General features: G+C 48.0%; 6 protein-coding genes and 1 CRISPR repeat array (1 of these 7 only partly in view). Of the genes, 2 read left to right on the forward strand and 4 right to left on the reverse strand.

Annotated elements, in window-relative coordinates; all coding sequences use genetic code 11:
• Positions 1–761: a CRISPR direct-repeat array (repeat unit 37 nt; unit sequence GTTGAAATCAACATAAATCCCTATTAGGGATTGAAAC); it begins 1,621 nt to the left of the window's first position.
• 39 nt (positions 762–800) lie between these two features.
• From PMG71_RS12365 to tyrS, 3 genes are read right to left on the reverse strand one after another with little or no spacing between them, the layout of a single operon-like run.
• Positions 801–1,301, reverse strand: coding sequence for a hypothetical protein (locus tag PMG71_RS12365; RefSeq protein WP_283753998.1), 501 nt, complete (start codon positions 1,299–1,301; stop codon positions 801–803).
• A 5-nt stretch (positions 1,302–1,306) separates the two neighbouring features.
• Complete coding sequence (gene pyrF, locus PMG71_RS12370; RefSeq protein ID WP_283753999.1) at positions 1,307–2,020, reverse strand: orotidine-5'-phosphate decarboxylase; 714 nt, start codon at positions 2,018–2,020, stop codon at positions 1,307–1,309.
• Between the two features lie 15 nt (positions 2,021–2,035).
• Positions 2,036–3,238 (reverse strand): tyrosine--tRNA ligase, encoded by a 1,203-nt coding sequence (tyrS, locus tag PMG71_RS12375; RefSeq protein WP_430541008.1) that lies wholly within the window; start codon positions 3,236–3,238, stop codon positions 2,036–2,038.
• A 172-nt stretch (positions 3,239–3,410) separates the two neighbouring features.
• Between tyrS and PMG71_RS12380 the strand changes: the two genes are divergently transcribed.
• Complete coding sequence (locus PMG71_RS12380; protein WP_283754001.1) at positions 3,411–5,339, forward strand: transglycosylase domain-containing protein; 1,929 nt, start codon at positions 3,411–3,413, stop codon at positions 5,337–5,339.
• Positions 5,340–5,352: 13 nt separating this feature from the next.
• On the opposite strand, the gene PMG71_RS12385 is transcribed toward PMG71_RS12380, so the two are convergent.
• Positions 5,353–5,676 carry a DUF1825 family protein gene (locus tag PMG71_RS12385; protein WP_283754002.1) on the reverse strand — a complete coding sequence of 108 codons (324 nt, stop codon included), beginning with the start codon at positions 5,674–5,676 and terminating at the stop codon, positions 5,353–5,355.
• A gap of 196 nt (positions 5,677–5,872) precedes the next feature.
• Between PMG71_RS12385 and PMG71_RS12390 the strand changes: the two genes are divergently transcribed.
• Positions 5,873–6,307, forward strand: a complete 435-nt coding sequence (locus PMG71_RS12390) for an NINE protein (protein ID WP_347179271.1) — start codon at positions 5,873–5,875, stop codon at positions 6,305–6,307.
• Positions 6,308–6,590 lie beyond the last annotated feature (283 nt).

The raw sequence follows: 6,590 nt of genomic DNA on the forward strand, positions 1-6,590 counted from the left end.
AATCCCTATTAGGGATTGAAACGATTTTTGCCGTCAATTCCTGCTTAAGTGCATCCGATGTTGAAATCAACATAAATCCCTATTAGGGATTGAAACAGCCTGGGTGATCGCCTGAAGAGGATCGTTATTGATGTTGAAATCAACATAAATCCCTATTAGGGATTGAAACATTGCTTCGATGGTAGTTTTAGTTTTTTTGGTTTTCTTGTTGAAATCAACATAAATCCCTATTAGGGATTGAAACTTTGTTCTTAGATGATATTGGCGCGCACGGCTAAGGTTGAAATCAACATAAATCCCTATTAGGGATTGAAACGATTGCCTCTTGGAAGATTTCGCTAGGGGTTGGGATATCGTTGAAATCAACATAAATCCCTATTAGGGATTGAAACACAGACAATACTCCTTATGATATTTGGCATCTTTAGTTGAAATCAACCTAAATCCCTATTAGGGATTGAAACGCAAGCACTATGGAGAGATGAGCAATCTCTTATTCTGTTGAAATCAACCTAAATCCCTATTAGGGATTGAAACCAGAAACTTGCCGGTGGGCTTCAAGGAGTCATGACGGGGCGTTGAAATCAACCTAAATCCCTATTAGGGATTGAAACATATTGGATGGCCCTTTGTTGATCAAAACTCCACCCGGTTGAAATCAACCTAAATCCCTATTAGGGATTGAAACGGTCACAAGAAAGCTTATAAGAAAATAAAGGTTGAAGTTTAAATCAACCTAAATCCCTATTAGGGATTGAAACCAACCTAAATCCCTTTGGCTAAAAACCCGATCGCTACTTTCAACGACTAAACTGATAATCCCGCAACCAAAGCCGAACCGCTTCAGCAATCGCCCCTTCTCGACTCTCTGGTAAACGAACCAACCGCTCCCCATCCGTCACCGCAGACAACAGCAAAACCAACTCCCATCCCCCCTCAGTCTCAGTCAGAAATAGCCAATAATAAACCTCTCGATCTACAATGGTTAGTCCTTGATAAGTCCGCTCTAAAGCAGTGAGAAACACCTGGCGGGAATTTTCGGGAATTTCTGCCCCAAAGGGAAGGGGGAGCGGGTCAAAGTCCGGTTTGCCCACCGTAATCACTGAGGGAATAGGATAAGGCTTAAAGCGATCGCGGTGACGCTGCATCACCCGATTAGCATAACCCGTAAAATCCCGCACCATCTCCTCAATCAACTGCTCAAAATCCTCCCCGCAGCTCTGAATGGAAACAACCCGGACTTCTGAACCCTCATAAGTAACCCCAGGTTGTCCGAGGGCTAATTCCCAGAGGAACACCATCAGATTTAACCTGCCAACTCGTCATTAATCCGCTTCCAGGCCCCTTGAGGATCGTCAGCCCCCGTAATCGGTCGCCCAATCACCAAATAACTCGCCCCCGCTTGAAGCGCCTCTTGGGGAGTCATCACCCGGCGCTGGTCTCCCCCCTCCGCCCAAGTCGGGCGCACCCCCGGACAGACCAACAGAAACTCATCCCCACAAACCCGCCGCAGTTGGGCGGCTTCCTGGGGAGAACAGACCGCCCCCTGAATACCCGACTCCTGGGCAAGCAGAGCCATCTGTAGAGTATATTCCGGCAGTTCCACCGGCACTTTCAGATCGAAGGCTAAATCCCGCGAATTAAGGCTCGTGAGCAAAGTAATTGCCAACAAGTTCGGAGGGGATAAGCCCGCCGATTCTGCCCCTGCTCTAGACGCTTCTAGGGCACGCTGCAAAGCCGTTCGCCCCGCTACTCCATGGACGGTGAGCAAGTCAACCCCATAGCCTCCCGCCGCTCGACAAGCTCCCGCCATAGTATTGGGGATATCATGGAATTTGAGATCCAGAAAAATGCGCTTTTGCCGTTGTTTGAGTTCCTCTAGGATGCTGGGGCCCGTGCTAACAAACAATTCTAGGCCCACTTTCCAGAACTGCACATCCGGCAATCGATCCAAAAGGGCGATCGCCTCCTCCCCACTCGAAACATCCAACGCTACAATAATCCGGTCTGCGGCCGTCATCCTTAAATCCCCTCCTTACTTCACCAACCGGGCAAACTTATTCTTACCTACCTGCAACACTTTTCCCTCTATGTCATCAGCCCGTTCAAACACCAAATTAGGGTCACTCATCTTTTCCCCCGCTAATTTTACCCCGCCCCCCTGGATCAAGCGCCGAGCCTCAGAAGACCCATTACATAACCCAGCCGCGCTAACCACATAAAAGAACTTGGCCGGAAACTGCACATCCTGCAAACTAAACTCAGGAATACTTCCCGCTTCCCCTTGACTCAAAGCCGCCTTTTGCGCCTCCAGAGCAGCCTCCTTACCCTTATACTGAGTCACCACATCCAGAGCTAACAGCTTTTGCCGTTCCCTCGGATTTTCCGGTAACTCCTCCCAAACCAAATCAGTCAGCAACTCCACATAGTCCCGAATAATCCCATCCGGCGTTTTCTCCAACTTAGAATACATGGTCACCGCATTTTCCCACAGCCCCACATAATTGCCCAAGGACTTCGACATCTTCTGCCCTCCATCCGTCCCCAGCAAAATCGGAACCAGTAAACCAAACTGGGGCTTCAGGCCAAAATGGCGCTGTAAATCTCGACCCACAGCAATATTAAACTTTTGGTCAGTTCCCCCCAACTCCACATCCGCCTTGACTGCCACAGAATCATAGCCTTGCATCAAGGGATACAGAAACTCATGGAGATAAATGGGATTTTCTTGGCTATAGCGATCGGCAAATCCTTCTTTGGCTAACATTTGTCCCACCGTCATCGTAGCCAACAAGCCCAAAATTTCTGTGAGATCCAACTGGGCCAGCCATTCCGAGTTATAGCGAATTTCTAAGCGCCCCGGAGTATCAAAATCGAGAATGGGACGCAGTTGATCTAAATAGGTTTGGGCATTTTCCTGCACCTGTTCTGCCGTAAGTTGACGGCGAACCTCCGATTTTCCCGTGGGGTCACCAATTTGAGCCGTAAAATCCCCAATGATCAAAACAGCCGTATGGCCAGCATCTTGAAAGGCTCGCAGTTTCCGCACGGCAATACTGTGGCCCAAATGTAAATCTGTCCCCGTGGGATCGATGCCCAATTTCACCCTTAAGGGTCGTCCGGACTGCTCAATACGCCCTTGTAGGTTTTCATCAGGATCATCGCTATCGAGGCGTTGGGGAAAAATTTCACTAACACCGCGATGGAGCCAATTCCAGGTTGAGTTCATAGTTGTCATGGGAGCAAAAGTTCTATAATCCGTTAATATTTTGCTAATCTCTGTAATACCTGTTAACACTTATTGCAGGTAAAGGTTAAACTATGGGTCAGTCCCCATTCATCCATCTCTAAGATTCCAGGTCTGGTTCTTATCCCTATCCATTTGTTCGAGCTGAGGAAGTTAAATCATCGTGTCGTCTAATACTATCAGTCGTAAGCCATCAAAATCCATGACCCCTAGCCTTCAGTTTGTCCAAGGAGTGGGCAAAGTGGCAGGTGGTACGATTTTGGGAGTGATGATGCTCGCCAGTTCCATCTTTGCCGGAGGACTGGTAGGTTTAGCCTTAAGTTTTCGCAATCTGCCAGATGTCCGCAGTCTCAGAAGCTATATGCCGACGGAGACCAGTTATATCTATGATATTAATGGCGAACTACTGACCCGTATCCATGATGAGGCTAACCGGGAAGTTGTCCCCCTAGAGCGGATTTCGCCTGAGTTGAAAATGGCAGTGCTGGCGATCGAGGATTCCCACTTCTATCTCCACAATGGGATTAATCCCAGTAGTGTGGGTCGGGCCCTATTAGCCAATATTGAAAAGGGAGGAATTAGCGAGGGTGCATCAACCATTACCATGCAGTTGGTGAAAAATCTGTTTCTGTCTCCAGAGCGGCAAATGAGTCGGAAGGTGGCTGAAGCCGTTTTGGCCATGCGCTTGGAGCAAATTCTGACCAAAGATGAGATTTTAGAGCTGTATTTGAACCAGGTGTACTGGGGCCATAATACCTATGGGGTGGAGACGGCGGCCCAGAGTTATTTTGCTAAGTCTGCTGCGGATCTAACGTTGGCAGAGGGGGCAATGATGGCGGGTTTGATTCAAGCGCCAGAGAGTTTGAGTCCTTTTGTCGATTATAAGTTAGCCAAACGTCAGCAGGCGATCGTTTTGGGTCGGATGCGAGAATTGAATTGGATTACGGCTGAGGAAGAGAAGGAAGCGAAGGAACAGCCGTTATTGGTGGGACGGGTGACTTCTTTTGGCCAGAGTAAAGTGCCCTATCTGACGGAGGCGGTAATTCAAGAACTCTCAGACCGCTTTGGTCGGGATATGGTGGTCAAAGGGGGTTTGCGAATTCAAACCACCATCGATCTCAAGCTACAACGACTTGCGGAGCAAACGGTTAAGGATTGGCATAATCGTTTGTATAACCAAGGGGTCTATTATGATTACGATAATGGACAGTTGGCCCTAGTAGCGGTTGACCCCCGTACCCATTTTGTTAAAGCGATGGTGGGAGGGTTTGATTATGAAACCAGTCAATATAACCGGGCGGTACAAGCCCAGCGACAACCAGGGTCTTCGTTTAAACCGTTTGTTTACTACGCGGCTTTTGCGAGTGGCAAGTATACGCCAGAGTCTGTGGTGAGTGACTCCCCGGTAAGGTATCGGGATGGTGATGGCTATTATTCTCCCCAAAACTATGGGGGCAGTTTTTCCGGGGCGGTGAGTTTGCGTAAATCTCTTGAAGTTTCTTTAAATGTGCCTGCGGTTAAAATTGGCCAGGCAGTGGGTCTGAATAAGGTGGTTGAAGTTGTCCGCAATTTAGGGATTAAAAGTCCGATGGACCCGGTGATTTCGTTGCCTTTGGGATCGGTTGATTTAACGCCCCTGGAAATGGCGGGAGCGTTTGCGACGTTCGCGAATAATGGTTGGCATTCACAACCGACGTTTATTGCCCAAGTGATTGATAGTCATGGCAATGTTTTGTTGGATAATACCCCGAAACCGAAGCTGATTCTCGATCCTTGGGCGGTGGCTTCTCTGAATAGTTCTTTGCAAGGGGTAATTGACCGAGGAACGGCAACGAATGCTAGATTAGGTCGCCCAGCAGCCGGTAAAACGGGAACGACAACTTCGGAGCGTGATATTTGGTTTGTGGGTTATGTTCCCCAATTGTCTGTAGCGGTTTGGGTGGGCAATGATGACTATCGACCTCTCGCTAGGGGAGTAACTGGAGGGGGTTTTGTGGCTCCAATTTGGCGAGATTTTATGCACAAAGCTTTGGCAAACGAACCGGTGGAGAACTTCCGTTCTCCGAGTGAATTCCCCCGCCCGCAGCCATAGGAAGTTTGAAGTTTTAGGTTTGTTTTTCGAGTTCAGATTTCATCCGCTCTAGGGTGAAATTCATCTGATCGAACATCTGTTGTGGGGTAACTCCAAATTGTCCCAATTGGGTTTTGAGCTGTTCAACGGTCATTTGAGCCATGAAGTCTTCTGAGAGTTCAAAGCGTTTCATAAATACTTTATATCGATCCATCAGGGCTTCCATCTGTTCGATGAATAGCTTTTTGCCTTCTCGGTCAAATTTGCCATAGTCACTGCCAAGCTGAATTAGGGATTGGTAATCCTCAAAGAGTTGTTTGGCTTCTTGTTGCACAATTTCTGAATCGAAGAATCCCATGGCTTTTTTTTTGATAGGTTGACTGTTGTAAGGTAAGGCGCGATGATGCACTGGTTTTATTCTAATGGAGTGGGAGATGGGAGTAAAATTCGGTTTTCCGTATTTGGGGGAATGGGGATGGGGAGATGGGGAGATGGGGAGATGGGGGAATGGGGCTATTATTTAAGTATGAGCAGATTAGGATGGACTTTTAGGGGTGGTGAATAAGGAAAAGAGTCGCAAAGTGGGGATGATTTTGGCGTTTTCTGGGGTGTTGATCCCGATCGCCGGATTGCATAAATTTTATTTAGGCCAACCTTTATGGGGGGTGGTCTATTTGTTGTTGTCTTGGACTCCGATTCCCCATGTGGCCAGCGTGATTGAGGCTGTGTGGTATTTAGTACAAGATGATGAGGAGTTTAACGAGAACTATCCGGGGCCGGTTCCGGTGATTTCGGGGCTGAAGATTCCTGAAGTAGATTGGTCAAGGTTCTGGCCCAAAGGGGGTTGTAAAGAAACGGGCCCGATCGGCGATCGGGTGGAGTCGGTGGCCGACGCTTTACGTCAGTTAGAGTCTTTACGGCAAGAGGGTTTAATTACTGAGTATGAATTTGAGCAAAAACGTCGTCAACTGTTAGATAAAATTGCTTAATGTCAAATCCGGATAAAGGGTGAAGAAGCGGGCAAGATGCCCGCACTCCTCTAATCCCTTGATATTACTGGAGTGGGAGCGTCTCGCTCCCTAAATTTTTAATCATGGTATTTCCGCTTCGCGGACATGAACAATCGGACTTGATACAGCAGTTTTCGCGCTTTATGTGGGACATCTTGATCCCCCTTTCATGTCCGCTTGCGGAAAATCCCCCTTAAAAAGGGGGACTTTCCTATTCCCCCCTTTTTAAGGGGGGCAAGGGGGGATCTTTTCCTACTGTCCA

The sequence above is a fragment of the Roseofilum acuticapitatum BLCC-M154 genome, from assembly GCF_030068475.1.
In the GTDB taxonomy this organism is placed as follows: Bacteria; Cyanobacteriota; Cyanobacteriia; order Cyanobacteriales; family Desertifilaceae; genus Roseofilum; species Roseofilum acuticapitatum.

Excerpts from the sequence above, each read along its gene's own strand:
- PMG71_RS12385 (WP_283754002.1), bottom strand. The coding sequence starts at position 5,676 with ATGGGATTCTTCGATTCAGAAATTGTGCAACAAGAAGCCAAACAACTC.
- tyrS (WP_430541008.1), bottom strand. The coding sequence starts at position 3,238 with ATGACAACTATGAACTCAACCTGGAATTGGCTCCATCGCGGTGTTAGT.
- PMG71_RS12365 (WP_283753998.1), bottom strand. The coding sequence starts at position 1,301 with ATGGTGTTCCTCTGGGAATTAGCCCTCGGACAACCTGGGGTTACTTAT.
- pyrF (WP_283753999.1), bottom strand. The coding sequence starts at position 2,020 with ATGACGGCCGCAGACCGGATTATTGTAGCGTTGGATGTTTCGAGTGGG.